Source organism: Variovorax sp. 01N429, assembly GCF_056399425.1.
In genome coordinates, this window is record NZ_JBFTRG010000012.1 from 20,228 (window position 1) to 34,602 (window position 14,375).

Genomic DNA, 14,375 nt, shown 5'->3' on the forward strand with positions numbered 1-14,375 from the left:
CCATTCGTCATTCACAAAGGAGTACTCCGCCGTGCGTGTCTTCAGCGCTTCCCTCGCCACCGAAACCAACACCTTCGGACCCATGCCGACCGGCCTGGCGTCGTTCCGTGATCGCGGCTACTTCCCGGCCGGCAAGCATCCCGATTCGATGATGCTGTTCTCCGGGCCCCTGTGGGCTGCGCGCCTGCGCGGCAAGGAAGCCGGCTGGACGCTCATCGAAGGCATGGTCGCCGCAGCCCAACCCAGCGGCACCACGACGCGCCATGCCTACGAGTCCCTGCGCGACGAGTTGCTGCGCGACCTGAAGGCCGCCCTGCCGGTGGACGTGGTGCTGCTCGGTCTGCACGGTGCGATGGTGGCCGATGGCTACGACGACTGCGAAGGCGACCTTCTGCAGCGCGTGCGCGCGCTGGTCGGCCCGGACACGGTCGTCGGCGCCGAACTCGACCCGCACTGCCATCTGACACCCGAGATGGTGAAGCACGCCAACATGCTCATCGCCTTCAAGGAGTACCCGCACACCGACGTGCTCGAACGCGGCCTGGAACTGGTGGACCTGTGCGTGGCTGCTGCGCAGAAGAAGATCAGCCCGGTCGCCGCCGTGGTGGACACCGGCTTGATCCTCACGGTCCACACGTCCCGCGAACCCGCGCGCGGCTTCGTGCAGCGCATGCAATCGCTCGAGGGCAAGGACGGCGTGCTCTCCGTCTCTCTGGCGCACGGCTTCAGCTGGGGCGACGTGCCCGGCATGGGCACCAAGACGCTGGTCTACACCGACGGCGATGCCGCAAAGGCGCAAGCGCTGGCACGCCAGCTCGCGGACGAGGTGATCGGCATGCGCGATGCGCTGACCGTGAACTATCCCGCCATCGATGCCGCGCTGGACGAGGCGGTGGCCTTCAAGGGCGGCCCGGTGGTCATGGCGGACGGCGCGGACAACGCAGGTGGCGGCGCCGCGAGCGATTCGACCTTCGTGCTGCAGCGCATGCTCGAGCGGGGAATTACGAATGCCGCGCTCGGCCCGCTGTGGGACCCGATCGCCGTGCGCATCGCCTTCGATGCCGGTGAAGGCGCGCGCCTTCCGATGCGCATCGGCGGCAAGATCAGTCCGCTTTCAGGTCAGCCGCTGGACCTGGACTGCACCGTCAAGGCGCTCAAGCCCGCACTTGTGATGACGGGTCTCGCGGGCACGCCCACGGCAATGGGCGATTGCGCGCTCGTCGAAGTCGCCGGCATCGAGATCGTGCTGATCACGCTGCGCAATCAAGCCATGGGCACGGACCTCTTCACGCAGCTCGGCTGCGACCTCACGGCCAAGCGGCTCATCGTGGTGAAGTCTTCGCAGCATTTCTATGCGTCCTTCTCCAAGGTGGGCAAGCACGTGATCTATGTCGCCGCGCCGGGCTCGGTGACGCTCGACCTCAACACCCTGCCCTATCAGAAGATCCAGCGCCCCAAGTGGCCGATGGATGCACTGGCTGCCTGACACGCGAACCTCTTCCCCCTCCCTTGTGACGACCCTTCCCGGAGTTCCGACGATGAAACGACGCACCCTTGCTGCCCTGGCCGCCCTTGGCGCCCTCACGCTGGGCATGCTCAGCCCGGCCGCGATGGCGCAGGCGCAGGCGCCAGCGAAGACCCTTCGCATCGTGGCGCATGCCGACCTGAAGATCCTCGATCCGACCTTCACCACGGCCTACATCTCGCGCAACTTCGGCTACATGGTCTATGACACCCTGTTCGCGCAGGACACCACCGGCAAGCCCCAGCCCCAGATGGTGGAGAAGTACACCCAGTCGCCAGACGGCAAGCAGTGGAGCTTCACGCTGCGCCCGGGACTGAAGTTCTCCGACGGCTCGCCCGTCACGCCCGCGGACGCCATCGCCTCGCTGCAACGCTGGACCAGCCGCGACAGCCTCGGCCGCGCGCTGGCGGCAAACGGCGCCGAATGGAAGGCGGTCGACGCCCGCACCTTCACCCTGGCGCTGAAGGAGCCCTTCGGCATGGTGCTGGACGCGCTCGCCAAGCCTTCGGGCTACCCGGCGTTCATCCTGCCTGAGAAGCTCGCCAAGCTGCCTGCCACCTCTCCGATGACCGAAGTGCTGGGTTCCGGTCCCTTCGTCTTCAAGCGCGACGAATGGGTGCCTGGCAACAAGGCGGTCTTCGTGCGCAACACGCAATACGTGCCGCGCACAGAGCCGGTCAATGGCCTCTCCGGCGGCAAGAAGAGCAACTTCGATCGCGTGGAATGGCTCTACCTGCCCGACGCAAACAGCGCCGTGGCCGCCTTGCAGCGCGGCGAGGTGGACCTGATCGAACAGCTCCCGCCGGACTACATCGCACCGCTGCGCGCCGACAGCAAGATCAAGGTGGGGACCGGCGGCAGCTACCAGGCCTTCCTGGTGCTCAACCAGCTGCATCCGCCCTTCGACAACATCAAGGCCCGCCAGGCTTTCCAGATGGCCGTGAACCAGGAGCGGTTCGTCGCGGCAATGGGCTACCCGGCGGACATGCGCATGGCCTACTGCCACACCTACTTCATCTGCGGCAGCCCCAACGACACGGCGGCCGGCTCGCAGGGTCACGCCAAGCCGGACCTCGCGAAGGCCAAGGCGCTCCTGGCCGAGTCCGGCTACAAGGGCGAGAAGGTTGTGCTGCTGGTGCCGACAGACGTCACCTACCTCAATGCGCTCGCGCTCATGGCCGCGCAGACCCTGCGCAGCATTGGCGTGAACGTCGACATGCAGTCGATGGACTGGGCCTCGATCGGTGCCCGCCGCGCCAAGCGCGACGCACCATCGGCAGGCGGCTGGAACGTGTACGTGACCGTTGCCGGCGAGTTCGATGCCAACTCGCCCATCACCAATGCCTACCTGAGCCCGGCCTGCGGCAATTCCTTGCCCGGCTGGCCTTGCGACAAGGAACTCGACGCCTTGCGCGCCGCCTGGCTCCAGGCCACCGATGCTTCCCAGCGCAAGCCGCGACTCGACGCATTCCAGGCCCGCGCCTTCGAAGCCGTGCCCTACATCAACGCGGGCCAGTATTCCGCCGTCTATGCCGCGCGCGCCGATCTCAAGGGCCTCGACAAGCTCTGGGGCGGCATGCCGCTGGTCTGGGCACTGGACAAGTAAGACTGCACGCAAGCGCCAACCATGGGCTACATCCTGCGTCGCCTTGTCGCCACCCTGCCTGTCATGGCGGTGGTGGCGGTGGTGGTCTTCCTGCTGATCCATCTGTCGCCGGGAGATCCGGCCGCGCTCATCGCGGGCGACCTTGCCACCGAGGACGACATCCGCCACTTGCGCGAGGCTCTGGGACTGAACCTGCCGATCTGGCAGCAGTTCCTGATCTGGATCGGCAAGCTGGCGACGGGTGACTTGGGCACGTCGATCTTCACGCAGGTCCCGGTGACGACCCTGCTCGGCCAGCGCATCGAGCCCACGCTGACGATTGCCTTGGTCACGATGCTCTTCACGATCCTGATCGCCATTCCGCTCGGCACGCTCGCCGCGCATCGCGCGGGCAGTTGGGTCGATCGGCTGGTGATGCTGTTCGCGGTGCTTGCGTTCTCGGTGCCCTCGTTTCTGGTGGGTTACCTGCTGGTCTACGGCTTCGCCATCCGGCTGCCGTGGTTCCCGGTGCAAGGCTATGTGCCAATGAGCGAGGGCCTCGGCCCGTGGCTGCGAAGTATCGTTCTGCCCTGCGTGAATCTTGCACTGGTCTACATCGCTTTGGTCACGCGAATGACGCGCGCGACGGTGATGGAAGTGCTGCACGAAGATTACATCCGCACCGCGCGCGCCAAGGGCCTGGGTGTGCTGCCCGTGCTGGGCCACGCGTTGCGCAATGCGGCAGTGCCTATTGCAACGACGGTGGGCGTCGGCATCGCATTGCTCATCGGCGGCGTGGTCGTGACGGAGACGGTGTTCGCCATTCCGGGCGTGGGGCGGCTGGTGGTCGATTCGGTTCAACGACACGACTATCCAGTGATTCAGAGCGTGCTGTTGCTCTCTGCGGGGGTCTATGTGGTGATCAATTTGCTGATCGATCTGAGTTATCAGCTCTTCGATCCTCGGATCCGGTATTGAGATGAAGCCCATCGTGCTTGGAATGCTGAAGCGAGGGCTGGGGCGGGATCGCGCCGACGGCGTACTCTGCTCCGCGAATGTCCCCCGGCCTTTGGCCTCCTCCTTTATTTCGCTGCGCAGAGCACACCATCGTCGCGATCCATGGGCGCAGCGGTGGTTGATCCGCCGGCACAACACGAGCGTCACTGTGGCGAGGATGCCCGGTGGTCCCCGCAGCGAAATAAAGGAGGAGGCGAAGCCGGGGGACATTCGCGGAGGGGACCACCGGGCGTCCTCGCCACACACCCCCACCGCTTCAATGCAGCCTTCCACTGCATCCCATAGCTCCTGACACGAGGCACAACAACCCGATGTCCGCCGTCCCCCTATCAAAGACCGCACCACCGAGCGATGAATCGGTGTTCGTTCCTCCGCGCTGGCGGTGGGTGCGCAAGCATCCGACCCTCATCGTCGGCGCCGTGCTGCTGTTGGTCATGGCCGCGATTGCCTTGGCAGCCCCGTGGATTGCCACCCACGACCCCCAAGATATCGACCCGCTCGCGCGCATGCAGCCGCCTTCGTCGGAACATTGGTTCGGCACGGATGCACTCGGCCGCGATGTGTTCAGCCGCACTGTCTGGGGAGGACGCGTCTCGCTGATCGTCGGCATCAGCGTGGCCGTGGTTTCGACACTGCTTGGCGTGATGCTCGGGCTGGCGGCGGGGTTTGTGCGGCGCATCGATGGCTTTGTCATGCGCATCATGGATGGGCTGATGGCCATCCCCGGCATCCTGCTGGCGATTGCGCTGATGGCGGTGACGCGCGCAAGTCTCGCTACCGTGATCGTCGCGATCATCGTGCCCGAGGTGCCTCGCGTGGTGCGGCTCGTGCGGTCGCTGGCGCTCACGTTGCGCGAACAGCTCTTTGTCGAAGCCGCACACGCCGTGGGCACGCGGCTGCCGGTCATTCTGCTGCGCCATGTGCTGCCGAACATGGTCGCGCCGCTGGTGGTGCAGGCCACGTTCATCGCTTCGTCCGCGGTGCTGATCGAAGCGGCGCTTTCGTTTCTCGGTGTCGGCGTGCCGCCCACCACGCCCAGCTGGGGAAACATGATGGCTGAAGGGCGCAACTTCGTGGCCGTGGCTTTCCACATCATTCTTTATCCAGGGATGCTGCTGGCTGCCACGGTGCTCGCCATCAACCTGTTAGGCGACGGCCTGCGCGATGCGCTGGACCCGCGCCTGGCACGTCAACTCTGAAGCGAGGCTCTTCGGATGAACCGCATGGACATTCCCGCACGCACCGCGCCACCAGCAAGCAAAGGACATGGCGAGGTCCTGCTCGAGGTGGACAACCTCTACACCCGCTTCGACACGCTCGACGGCCCGGCGCGTGCAGTGGATGGTGTCTCCTACACCGTGCGCGCCGGACAGACGCTGGGCGTGGTCGGCGAATCGGGCTGCGGCAAGAGCGTCACGGCCATGTCGATCATGCGGCTTCTGCCCACGCCACCGGCACGCCTGTATGGCGCGGTTCGGCTGCGGGGCACCGATCTGCTTTCGCTCAGCGAAGCGGAGATGCGCGCCATTCGCGGCAACCGCATCTCGATGATCTTCCAGGAGCCGATGACCTCGCTCAATCCGGTGCTGACGGTGGGCCGGCAGATCGCGGAGACGGTTCGCCTGCATCAGAAGGGGAGCCGCGCCGAGGCGATGGCACGCGCGGTGGAGATGCTGCGCCTGGTGCAGATCCCGGAGCCGGAGCGCCGCGCGAAGGAGTATCCGCACCAGCTCTCGGGCGGCATGCGCCAGCGCGTGATGATCGCGCTCGCACTGGCGTGCAACCCGGAAGTGCTGATCGCCGACGAGCCCACGACGGCGCTCGACGTCACTATCCAGGCCCAGATCATCGATCTGATCAAGCGCCTGCAGAAGGAGTTGGGCATGGGCGTGGTGATGATCACGCACGATCTCGGCGTGGTGGCGGAGAGCTGCGACGAAGTCGCCGTGATGTATGCCGGGCGCAAGGTCGAAGAGGCTGATGTGCAGGACCTGTTCGACCGGCCACTGCACCCCTACACCCGCGCGCTGATGGCGTCGATGCCATCGATGAACACCCGCAGCCCGCGACTGACCGAGATCCCCGGGCTCGTGCCTTCGCCGCTGGCGCCGCGCCGAGGCTGCGCCTTCGCGGCCCGCTGCAGCCTCGCCAACGCGCGCTGCAGTGCGGAGATTCCGGGCCTGACAGAGCAAGGGAACGGCCACCGCGTGGCCTGCTTCGCGGTCGAGGAAGGCCGCTATACCCCATCCACGCCGGAGGCAGCGAGCGCATGACCGCGAACAACACCCTGCTGCGGGTCGAAGGCCTGCGCAAGCACTACAGCAGGCCTGAGCGCTGGCTCTCGCGCCCGCAACCGCCGGTCCAGGCGGTGGACGATGTCTCTTTCACGGTGGCGCGCGGCGAGACACTGTCACTTGTCGGCGAATCGGGCTGCGGCAAGACCACGACAGCCAAGTCCGTGATGCGGCTGATCGAACCCACGTCCGGTTCGGTGCTGCTCGATGGCGAGGACCTTCTCAAGCTCAGTCCCACGCAGATGCGCCAGCGCCGGCGCGACGTGCAGATCATCTTCCAGGACCCCTATGCGTCGCTGAGCCCGCGCCTGAAGGCTGGCGAGATCGTGGCCGAGCCACTGAAGAACTTCGGTGATCAATCCGCCGCCGAGCGTCGCGAGCGCGTGCAGTGGTTGTTCAGCAAGGTGGGCCTGCGGCCCGAGGCGATCGACAAGTACCCGCACGAGTTCTCGGGTGGGCAGCGACAGCGCCTGGGCATCGCGCGCGCGCTGGCGATGCAGCCCAAGCTCATCGTCTGCGACGAACCGGTGTCGGCCCTCGATGTGTCGGTGCAGGCCCAGGTCGTCAATCTCTTGATGGACTTGCAGGCCGAGTTCGGGATCGCCTATCTCTTCGTCGCGCACGATCTCTCGGTGGTCCGCCACATCAGCCACCGTGTGGCTGTGATGTATCTCGGCCGCATCGTCGAATTGGCCGACCGCGACACCTTGTTCAACGCGCCGAGCCATCCTTACACGCAGATTCTGTTGTCGGCGGTGCCCGTGCCGAACCCGCGCTTGCCGGCACAGCGGATGCTGCTGCAGGGCGATCCGCCAAGCCCCGCCAATCCGCCTTCGGGCTGCCGCTTTCACACGCGCTGCCCGCTTGCCCAACCGGTCTGCAAGGAACAGGCGCCGCCGCTGTCGGCGCGCCCGGTCCCTGCCGGATCGGACGGCACGCAGGAGCACTGGGTGGCTTGCCACTTCCGTTGAGCGGCACCGCCGCCCTTTCGTTCAGGAGTCTTTCAGGAGTCGACCATGACAACCAAGCACCATGACCTGCTGATCCGCGGCGGCACCGTGATCGACGGAACGCGCGCACCCCGCTTCGATGCCGACGTGGCGGTGCGCAATGGCCGCATCAGCGCGATCGGCGATCTTCGCGATCACAGCGCAGACAGCGTGATCGAAGCCGCCGGCCGCATCGTCGCGCCGGGCTTCATCGACTCGCACACGCACGACGACCAGGCCGTGCTGTCGCAGGCGACCATGCCCTTCAAGGTCTCGCAGGGCGTGACGACCGTCATCGCCGGCAACTGCGGCATCAGCGCCGCGCCGCTGCGTGCCGAGATGGAATTGCCCATGCCGCTGAGCCTGCTGGACATGCCCGCCAAAGATCGCTTCACGACCTTCCGCGACTACCTCGATGCGTTGCGCGCGCAACCTTCGTCGGTCAACGTGGCGGCAATGGTGGGGCATTCCACGCTGCGTGCAGTCACCATGGACTCCACCGACCGCGAAGCCACGCCCGAAGAGATCGCGCAGATGCAGACGCTCGTCGAAGAGGCGATGGAAGCGGGCGCCATCGGCCTTTCGACAGGCACGTTCTATCCACCGGCGGCCAAGGCCACCACCGAGGAGATCATCGAGGTCTGCCGCCCGCTCAGCGCGCGCAACGCGCTCTATGTCACGCACATGCGCGACGAAGGCGATCAGGTGATGGAGTCGCTCGACGAGACCTTCCGCATCGGCCGCGAACTGGGCGTGGCGGTCGTCGTCTCGCATCACAAGGTGCAGAACACGCAGAACTTCGGCAAGTCGCAGACCACGCTGCCGCACATTCGAGAGGCCATGAAGAGCCAGCGCATCTGCCTGGACTGCTATCCCTACACCGCCGGCTCCACCATGATCCGCGCGGACCGCGGGATGCTCGACTGCCGCGTGCTCATCGCGGACAGCCAGCCGCACCCTGAATGCGCAGGCCGCGACCTGGACGACATCGCGCGCGAATGGGGCGTCGACAAGGTCGAGGCATCGCGCCGTCTCCAGCCCGGAAGCGCTATCTACTTCCTCATGGACGAGAACGACGTGCAGCGCATCCTCGCCTTCGATGAAACCATGATCGGCTCCGACGGCATTCCGCTCGGCGAGAAGCCGCATCCGCGCCTGTGGGGTACCTTCCCGCGCGTACTGGGTCACTACAGCCGCGACGTGGGGCTGTTCCCACTGGAGACGGCGGTCTGGAAGATGACCGGTCTCACCGCACGCAACTTCGGGCTGCACGAGCGCGGCGCGCTCAAGGTCGGGCATTGCGCCGACATCGTCGTTTTCGACGCCGGCACGATCCGCGACTCAGCGAGCTACGAAGCCCCGAAGACCCCGGCCGAGGGCATCGAGGCCGTCATCGTGAACGGCCTCGTCACCTGGAAGCACGGCGCGCACACGGGAGCGCGCAATGGGCAGGTCATTACCCGGCAATCCTCGAACCCACAACAACAGCAAGGTGCACAGCCATGAACATCGAACGCATCCCCTCCCCTTTGCCGGTCCCGTTCTCCAAGGCAGTGCGAGCCGGTGGTTTTCTGTTCCTCTCGGGCGTGCTCGCGATGGACGCGAAGGGCGGCGTGATCGACGGCGACGTGCAGGTGCAGACCCGCGCCGTCCTGGAACGCATCGCGCAGACACTCGGGGAATGTGGCACCAGCATGGCCAGCGTGATTCGCGCGACCATCTGGCTGTCGGACCTCGACGACTTCGCCGCTTTCAACCAGGAGTACGCAAAGCACTTCCCGGACGGCCTGCCTTCGCGCTCTTGCGTGCAGGCCGTGCTCTACAAGGGCGCGAAGGTCGAGATCGAGGTTCAGGCCCTCGACGTTCGCCAGTGATCAAGGTTCATTGATTCTCACGCGCCACCCAGCATCGCGGCAGGATTGGGAAGGCGCGGTGGATTCGGCGCACCGGCCCTGACCCGGCGTACCTCCGGCTCTTCACTTGAAAGCCTCTTCGAAGCGGACGCGCTGGATGCGCGTTCGCAGTCGTTCGGTACCACGAGCACGTCCGTGTCCGAGCGGCCGATGATGCGATTGGCGGTGCTCTCCAGAAAGAGATCCCTCAGTCGCGACGAGGGTCGCCTGCCAACGACGATGAGCTCGGCACCGCTGTTCTGCTGTTGCACGATCGTCTGCCGCGCGGCGTCGCCGTGGCCGACGGCCGACAGCACCCGGTTGCGCCTCGAATCGTACGAATCGGTCAGCCAGAACATCCGGTCCTGTGCGTAGCGCCGGCATTCGCTGCGGTAAGACCTGATGGCCCGATCCGAGACCTCGGCGTAGCGGAGCTTCATCTCATTGGCCGTGCTCACCGCATGGAAGAGCTCGACACGCGCCGATGGATTGAGCGCAAAGCCAAGATCAACGAGCCCGCGTGACGCCTCGGAGAAATCCACGGCAACGATCAGGCGGCGGTAGTCATGTTCGGCTTCGCGTCGCACGACGAGAACGGGCCTTCGGACGGTTCGCAGCAGCTCTTCAACCGGCTGCCCCAGGAAGAATGTCCTCAAGCTTCGGACGGTGGCCGTGCCCCAGACGACGAGGTCGGCGCATCTCGCTTCGGGGAGGACATCCTCGAACGTGAACGCGAGCCTGCCTGCCGCACGCACACGAATGCCATGGCGCTGCCTGAGCTGCAGGGCGTGGTGCGTCAGCCTGCAGGCAGCATCGCCAGGGGGAGCCTCTCCGGGATATGCAAGGTAGACGAGCTTGAGCGTCGCGCCGTGCTCCGCGCACAGGAGTGCTGCTCGCGCGAGCGCGTTGTCTCCCTGCGGGGAGAAATCAGTCACGGCAAGAATGGAGTGAGGAGTCATGGCAATTCCTTTCGATCCTTTCGATACTTTCGAAAAGGCTAGCGCCAGCCTTCCAACGCGCAAGTCGCGATGAAGGGAAAGCGGGGTGAAGGTCAGCGACTACCGGGAGTAGTCCCCGGCAGCCTCGGGCTGGTACTGGATGGCGGCGATTTCGGCTTCGCACGCTTCGCCTGTGGGCGTGAGCCACTTGGCGACGTCGCCGGTCCTCAGGCCCAGGAGATTGATCCCCACCGGCGAGAGCACCGAGATGTAGCCGGCCGCGGGCTGGGCATCGCCCGGGTAGCAAATCGTGAGCACCTGGCGCCTGCGCGTATGCACGTCGACGACTTCGACGCGCGAATACATCGTGACGACGTCAGCTGCGACGGCGCGCGAGTTCGTGACCTCCGCGCTGGCGAGCAGGTCCGCAAGCGGGGGTGGAAGCTGCTGGCCCAGGAGCTTCGTGAGGCGGGCGAAATCAAGTTCGGTGAGCGTGCGCTCACCGTGAACAACTGCATGCATGGTTGCACTCCATCGAATGCGAGTGCCGTCTGTGAATGGCACCCGCGGACGCGCGGGGGAGGTGCCCGGCGGTGGATGGTTGCGCTGAAGAGGAGAGAGCGGACCGCCGGGCTTAGGAGTGTGCTGGCGTCAGCTGACGACGTGCCTTCTTTGCGGCCGCACGTGCGCGGGTCGCTGCGCGAAGCAGCGTGCCCGGGGCAACGAGGGAGCAAATCAAGGGGGTGGTCATGGACGCAATCATAAGCAGTCGGCATGCATTCCGCATCATTTCAGGCCGATGCCCTCACGACGCCTGCCAGATTCATGCGCCATCGACGGCCGGCGCATGACAGGCCGCGCACAGCTTGTTCCCGTCAGGATCTCGAAAGTACGCGCCGTAGTAGTTGTCGTGGTACTGAGGGCGTAGGCCGGGTGGTCCCTCGCAGATGCCACCGTTCTGCAACGCGGTTTCGTACGCGGCACGCACGACTGCGCGAGACGTCGCGGCAAAGGCGGTCATCTGCCCATTGCCGGGGTTGTGCGGCTGCCCGTTGAATGGCTTGCAGATGACGAACAACGGGCGTGCGCCCCCTTGACTGTTCCAGCCGGCCCATGGCCTCTCTCGCTCACAGAAGCGCAGTTCGACGCCCAAGCTGTCCATCACGGCGCTGTAGAAGTTCAGCGCGCGTTCGAATTCGGTGACGCTGATGAAGATGTGGGAAAACACTTTGGCTCCTCAGGCTGGGGGGCGGGCAAGCGGGCTGAAAAACGATTGCAGGCAAGGTCTTTCTACGCCACTGTAGCCCGAGGATCCACAGACAGAAATGGGCCCGCTGGTCAGTCGCGCCCAGCAGGAGCGCGTGCAGCGCTATGTCCGCCCGCGCCTCGACTGACGGCCGAGCCGCAGTCGGCGCAGTTCAAGCGACGGCCCGCCTTCTCGTCGACGGTTCGGCCTCGTGCAGATAGGTGGTCAATCCATCCTTGGCCGGCGCAGCGGAATTGAGCAGCATCACTGCGCTCACTTGTCCGCGGTGACCTGTTCCGTGCGTGATGACGTGCATGAGCATCTCCTCCCGCGACATGCAGCCTGGCGCACCGTCAGTGAAGACGAAATCGATGGGTTCGGCCAGCTGGTCCGCATCGAGCGTCGACACATAGTCGATGTACGCCTGGTCGCTCTTTCTGAGATCAGCGGATAGATCGCGCAGGGTCGGCATGTCCGTCAAGTTGGCCGACGTGTAAGCGTGGGCTTCTCGCTTCATGTGTGCGGCGAATATGCGATCGACCACATAGGTGTGGCTCAACGCCCTGACTGCCAATGGAGTGATCGCGGACTTGTCGTCCAGCCGGGCCAGCGCCGTCAAGAGCTGGTCGTTCGCCCAGGCCTTGTATCTGAAGAGGCGGTGCAGTGTGTCGTCCATTTCATGGGTCTCCTGAAGGTGTGCGCGCGACCGGACCGTGGGTGCAAGAAGAAGGGGCTCCTGAGTGCATTCCGTGCGCGTGTACTTAGAATACGAGCGAACATTTGCTTTTTCTACTCGCATTGGCGGCAGTCAAAAATGGCACGAAAGCCGGTCATTGGCCCCAGGAAAATCGCCACCCAGGCACGATCGCGCGCCACTGTGGACAGCCTCGTCGAGGCAACTGCTCGCATTCTGGTCAAGGAGGGCTTCGACAAGGCCAGCACCAATCGCATCGCGGAGGTGTCGGGGATAAGCGTCGGTTCGCTCTATCAGTATTTCCCGAGCAAGGAGGCTCTCGTGGTCGCAGTGATCGAGCGCCACCAACACCAGATCATGCGAACAGTACGCAGTGGCCTGGCACGAGTCTCGTCGGAGCCGCTGCAGGAGGCCATGCGCCAATTCGTCAGGATTGCGGTGAAGGCCCACCGTGTCGATCCCGAGCTGCATCGAGTGCTCGCGGAGCAGATTCCGCGCATTGGAAAGCTCGAGAAGGTAGAAACCTTCAGCCGCGAAAACTTCGGTCTGTTCAGGGACTATCTCGAAGGCGCCCGGGACGAGCTTGGAGTCGATGACCTCGAGCTCGCATCCTTCGTATGTGTCACGACCATCGAGGCGTTGACGCATAACGCGGTGCTGCACTATTCAAAGGCGCTGACGGAACATCAAATGGAAGCGCTCATCGACGAGGGCGCGCGGCTTGTGACTGGCTATCTGAAAGGCCATGGCTGAAGCATGTCCGAGCGCCTCGGATGCATCCCTTGTCCTACGCGCCCCTGGCTCCTATTCTCAAAATTCATGCGTATGCGCCTATCGGCAAATCAGGGAATGTCCGACGTCCTCACGTCCGGCGTATGGAAGACTTTCAGGCGGATCCGCACGACTCGTGAAAGGAGAACGCAGTGAAACGTCGCAAGCTACTCGTCATTGGTGCATCGCTGGCATCGTTGCTGGCCGGCGGTGCCTACGCACAGGACAAGCCCGCCAAGCAGGCCGAGATCAGGGCAAAGGCCATGCAGGCGCTCGAGGACTTCTACAAGGCCGATCCCAAGATCAAGACCGCCGTAGGCAAGGCCCCCGGCTACGCCGTGTTCACGACCTACGGTTTGAGCTTCGGGCTTGGCGGAGCGGGCGGGAAAGGCATAGCCCACGACAGCAAGTCCAAAAAGGACACATACATGAACATCGCTCAGGCGAGCGCAGGCCTGCAGATCGGGGCCTCCGATACGCGCTATCTCTTCGTGTTCAAGGACGCCAAGTCGCTGGCCGACTTCATCGACAACGGCTGGGATGCCTCGGCCGGCGCTGCCGCGGGCGCGGGCACCGGCAGGGACGAGGCCAATGTTGGGGTGGGTGCTGTCGCGTTCTCGGGCGGCACCGCTTACGTGCTGACCAAGGCCGGCTTGCAGGCGGGGGTGTCCCTCGGAGGCTCGAAGGTCTGGAAGGACAAGGACCTGAACTAAGCGCCGTGTTCAAACAACCGACGCCTATTCCATGCGCCGGCTGCGCGCTGGGCATGCTCGGCTCTTTTCTACGATGGTGAGCTTCAGGAGCGCGCAGCCCATGTCGCTACTGCTTGCCGCCAGTGGCATCGTGCGCCTGCTGGTTGCCGAAAGTCAGTGGCGCCGTGTTGCAAGCGAGCACTGTTTGCCCCGTGCCGGTCAGTTTGATCAGAACCAGCGCCGTGTCTTTGGTACCCGGCTCTCCGCCGTCGGTGAAGGTAAATGCAATTTCTGCCGGCAGTCCATTGAAAGTACCGGTTCCCGCTCCGTCGAAGGTATCAAAGCCTGCATTCGGCGGCTGCTGGATAGCGTCCAGTGTCACTACAGACTGCCTTCTGTCAGCGTGGTCAGATGGAAGTTGTCGCCGCCCGACAAATTGATCTCGAGATTGTTGGGCTCGGCCAAAGTGGCCGGTGGATCGCCCTTGCAATGCAGCTCAAAGCCGTGCGTCACTTTTTGTTGGCTCTGGTCACTGCACACAAAGCTTCCGCCCCCGGTCATCCGACCGAGTTGATGAGCCCACGTGGGACCCATCGTCGTCGCCGCAGCTATGGCGGCGGAGCAAAGCACAGCCTTTCCTAGCAGTTTGTTCATGATCTCTTCCTCTGCCCCGCCACGGGCGGTGATTCCAGGGCCAAAGCCCTCCACTCAGGAGGTTGAACAAACAGGCGC

Annotated in this window: 16 protein-coding genes; 10 read left to right on the forward strand and 6 right to left on the reverse strand. The window is 64.7% G+C overall.

What is annotated here, in order from left to right:
* Window positions 1-31: 31 nt before the first annotated feature.
* From AC1DSF_RS20695 to AC1DSF_RS20730, 8 genes are all read left to right on the forward strand, one after another.
* Window positions 32-1,486, forward strand: a complete 1,455-nt coding sequence (locus AC1DSF_RS20695; RefSeq protein WP_478183358.1) for a M81 family metallopeptidase — start codon at window positions 32-34, stop codon at window positions 1,484-1,486.
* A 52-nt stretch (window positions 1,487-1,538) separates the two neighbouring features.
* A complete protein-coding gene (locus AC1DSF_RS20700; RefSeq protein ID WP_478183359.1) occupies window positions 1,539-3,131 on the forward strand; it encodes an ABC transporter substrate-binding protein in 1,593 nt (530 codons plus the stop codon).
* 21 nt (window positions 3,132-3,152) lie between these two features.
* On the forward strand, window positions 3,153-4,088 hold the full coding sequence (locus tag AC1DSF_RS20705; RefSeq protein ID WP_478145527.1) for an ABC transporter permease: 936 nt from the start codon (window positions 3,153-3,155) through the stop codon (window positions 4,086-4,088).
* Window positions 4,089-4,438: 350 nt separating this feature from the next.
* A complete protein-coding gene (locus AC1DSF_RS20710; RefSeq protein ID WP_478145526.1) occupies window positions 4,439-5,326 on the forward strand; it encodes an ABC transporter permease in 888 nt (295 codons plus the stop codon).
* A gap of 24 nt (window positions 5,327-5,350) precedes the next feature.
* Complete coding sequence (locus AC1DSF_RS20715; RefSeq protein ID WP_478183360.1) at window positions 5,351-6,400, forward strand: ABC transporter ATP-binding protein; 1,050 nt, start codon at window positions 5,351-5,353, stop codon at window positions 6,398-6,400.
* A complete protein-coding gene (locus tag AC1DSF_RS20720) occupies window positions 6,397-7,392 on the forward strand; it encodes an ABC transporter ATP-binding protein (protein WP_478183361.1) in 996 nt (331 codons plus the stop codon). The genes AC1DSF_RS20715 and AC1DSF_RS20720 overlap by 4 nt, the downstream gene beginning before the upstream one ends.
* Before the next feature lie 45 nt (window positions 7,393-7,437).
* A complete protein-coding gene (locus AC1DSF_RS20725) occupies window positions 7,438-8,916 on the forward strand; it encodes an N-acyl-D-amino-acid deacylase family protein (protein ID WP_478183362.1) in 1,479 nt (492 codons plus the stop codon).
* Window positions 8,913-9,284 (forward strand): RidA family protein, encoded by a 372-nt coding sequence (locus tag AC1DSF_RS20730; RefSeq protein WP_478126248.1) that lies wholly within the window; start codon window positions 8,913-8,915, stop codon window positions 9,282-9,284. The genes AC1DSF_RS20725 and AC1DSF_RS20730 overlap by 4 nt, the downstream gene beginning before the upstream one ends.
* A gap of 17 nt (window positions 9,285-9,301) precedes the next feature.
* On the opposite strand, the gene AC1DSF_RS20735 is transcribed toward AC1DSF_RS20730, so the two are convergent.
* The 4 genes from AC1DSF_RS20735 to AC1DSF_RS20750 form a co-directional block, all read right to left on the reverse strand.
* Window positions 9,302-10,261, reverse strand: a complete 960-nt coding sequence (locus tag AC1DSF_RS20735; protein WP_478126247.1) for a universal stress protein — start codon at window positions 10,259-10,261, stop codon at window positions 9,302-9,304.
* 99 nt (window positions 10,262-10,360) lie between these two features.
* The gene (locus AC1DSF_RS20740) at window positions 10,361-10,762 is read right to left on the reverse strand and encodes a GreA/GreB family elongation factor (protein WP_478126246.1); all 402 of its coding nucleotides are present in this window, start codon (window positions 10,760-10,762) and stop codon (window positions 10,361-10,363) included.
* Between the two features lie 301 nt (window positions 10,763-11,063).
* Window positions 11,064-11,468 (reverse strand): VOC family protein, encoded by a 405-nt coding sequence (locus AC1DSF_RS20745; protein WP_478126245.1) that lies wholly within the window; start codon window positions 11,466-11,468, stop codon window positions 11,064-11,066.
* 190 nt (window positions 11,469-11,658) lie between these two features.
* Window positions 11,659-12,162 (reverse strand): DinB family protein, encoded by a 504-nt coding sequence (locus AC1DSF_RS20750; protein ID WP_478126244.1) that lies wholly within the window; start codon window positions 12,160-12,162, stop codon window positions 11,659-11,661.
* 138 nt (window positions 12,163-12,300) lie between these two features.
* On the opposite strand from AC1DSF_RS20750, the gene AC1DSF_RS20755 reads away from it, so the two are divergent.
* Window positions 12,301-12,933, forward strand: coding sequence for a TetR/AcrR family transcriptional regulator (locus AC1DSF_RS20755; RefSeq protein WP_478126243.1), 633 nt, complete (start codon window positions 12,301-12,303; stop codon window positions 12,931-12,933).
* A gap of 170 nt (window positions 12,934-13,103) precedes the next feature.
* Window positions 13,104-13,664: a lipid-binding SYLF domain-containing protein gene (locus AC1DSF_RS20760; protein ID WP_478126242.1), complete on the forward strand. Its 561-nt coding sequence runs from the start codon at window positions 13,104-13,106 to the stop codon at window positions 13,662-13,664.
* Window positions 13,665-13,770: 106 nt separating this feature from the next.
* Here AC1DSF_RS20760 and AC1DSF_RS20765 read toward each other — a convergent pair whose 3' ends face one another.
* Entirely contained in the window at window positions 13,771-14,025 is a 255-nt protein-coding gene (locus AC1DSF_RS20765; RefSeq protein WP_478126241.1) for a hypothetical protein, read from the reverse strand.
* A complete protein-coding gene (locus AC1DSF_RS20770) occupies window positions 14,025-14,297 on the reverse strand; it encodes a hypothetical protein (RefSeq protein WP_478126240.1) in 273 nt (90 codons plus the stop codon). Before AC1DSF_RS20770 ends, AC1DSF_RS20765 begins: the two co-directional genes overlap by 1 nt.
* Between the last annotated feature and the right edge of the window lie 78 nt (window positions 14,298-14,375).

Excerpts from the sequence above, each read along its gene's own strand:
- AC1DSF_RS20700 (WP_478183359.1), top strand. The coding sequence starts at position 1,539 with ATGAAACGACGCACCCTTGCTGCCCTGGCCGCCCTTGGCGCCCTCACG.
- AC1DSF_RS20705 (WP_478145527.1), top strand. The coding sequence starts at position 3,153 with ATGGGCTACATCCTGCGTCGCCTTGTCGCCACCCTGCCTGTCATGGCG.
- AC1DSF_RS20710 (WP_478145526.1), top strand. The coding sequence starts at position 4,439 with ATGTCCGCCGTCCCCCTATCAAAGACCGCACCACCGAGCGATGAATCG.
- AC1DSF_RS20715 (WP_478183360.1), top strand. The coding sequence starts at position 5,351 with ATGGACATTCCCGCACGCACCGCGCCACCAGCAAGCAAAGGACATGGC.
- AC1DSF_RS20720 (WP_478183361.1), top strand. The coding sequence starts at position 6,397 with ATGACCGCGAACAACACCCTGCTGCGGGTCGAAGGCCTGCGCAAGCAC.
- AC1DSF_RS20725 (WP_478183362.1), top strand. The coding sequence starts at position 7,438 with ATGACAACCAAGCACCATGACCTGCTGATCCGCGGCGGCACCGTGATC.
- AC1DSF_RS20730 (WP_478126248.1), top strand. The coding sequence starts at position 8,913 with ATGAACATCGAACGCATCCCCTCCCCTTTGCCGGTCCCGTTCTCCAAG.
- AC1DSF_RS20735 (WP_478126247.1), bottom strand. The coding sequence starts at position 10,261 with ATGACTCCTCACTCCATTCTTGCCGTGACTGATTTCTCCCCGCAGGGA.
- AC1DSF_RS20740 (WP_478126246.1), bottom strand. The coding sequence starts at position 10,762 with ATGCATGCAGTTGTTCACGGTGAGCGCACGCTCACCGAACTTGATTTC.
- AC1DSF_RS20750 (WP_478126244.1), bottom strand. The coding sequence starts at position 12,162 with ATGGACGACACACTGCACCGCCTCTTCAGATACAAGGCCTGGGCGAAC.
- AC1DSF_RS20755 (WP_478126243.1), top strand. The coding sequence starts at position 12,301 with ATGGCACGAAAGCCGGTCATTGGCCCCAGGAAAATCGCCACCCAGGCA.
- AC1DSF_RS20770 (WP_478126240.1), bottom strand. The coding sequence starts at position 14,297 with ATGAACAAACTGCTAGGAAAGGCTGTGCTTTGCTCCGCCGCCATAGCT.